Annotated in this window: 2 protein-coding genes; both read right to left on the reverse strand. The window is 31.7% G+C overall.

Features of this window, described 5'->3' with window-relative positions; translation table 11 throughout:
- The coding region (locus IDG60_RS17485; protein ID WP_206160994.1) for a BglG family transcription antiterminator at positions 1-100 on the reverse strand (100 nt) is incomplete at its 3' end.
- Between the two features lie 239 nt (positions 101-339).
- Positions 340-798 carry a hypothetical protein gene (locus IDG60_RS17490; protein ID WP_000734795.1) on the reverse strand — a complete coding sequence of 153 codons (459 nt, stop codon included), beginning with the start codon at positions 796-798 and terminating at the stop codon, positions 340-342.
- Positions 799-805: the final 7 nt, after the last annotated feature.

Here is an 805-nt window from a genome sequence, read left to right on the forward strand (position 1 = left end):
GGTTTGAAACATTGACATGTTCAGCAATTTCATTAGAACTAATGTGCTTTGATGGATTTTTAATAAAAAACTGGAGTAGTTTTAAGTGTCTATCAAGCATTTAACATGTACCTCCTTTCTAAATTTTCCGTGTAAGCGTTTTTAAAGGTGTATTAATATTATTAAACATGAGAGCTTATACATACGTCAATGACATTAAAGCGAACTTTTATATGAATTTAACAGAGTGCGAATTATGCAAATAAAGAACAGCAGTAAGATATTTCAAATAGAAAAATATCATATTGCTGTTCTTCTGAATTTATGTACCTGATACTTGTGGACGTATCAGGTAAATGATTAATTTTTAGGTGATTGTGCTTGAGGTGTTTGTTTAGAAGACGTATTGGTATTATTTGATTTATTAGCAGGTGGTGTGTTCTGTTGTTGATTATTTTGGTTGTTTGTTGACGATTGACTACCACCATCGTGAGTATTATTTTTATTTGAATTTGAGTCTTTTGGCTGAGCTGGTTGCGTATTCGATGGTGCTGTTGAATGGTTGTTAGGAACATTTGACTGTGAAGATGGTTGATTGTCATTAGTAACGTTATTGCCATTATTTTGATTTTTATCTGCTTTGTCTGCACTATCATCTTGTTGATCATTTTCTTCGGTTTCTGTCTTTTTATGCGTAGCTTTATTTTCTTGTTCTTGGTTATTACTTGATGATGTAGAATGATTTATTGCAGCATAAATTGCGAACCCAAGTGCTCCGATTAATACGATAATTACGATGGTAATAAGAAGTTTTTTCAAATATAAC

The sequence above is a fragment of the Staphylococcus sp. EG-SA-2 genome, assembly GCF_017152085.1.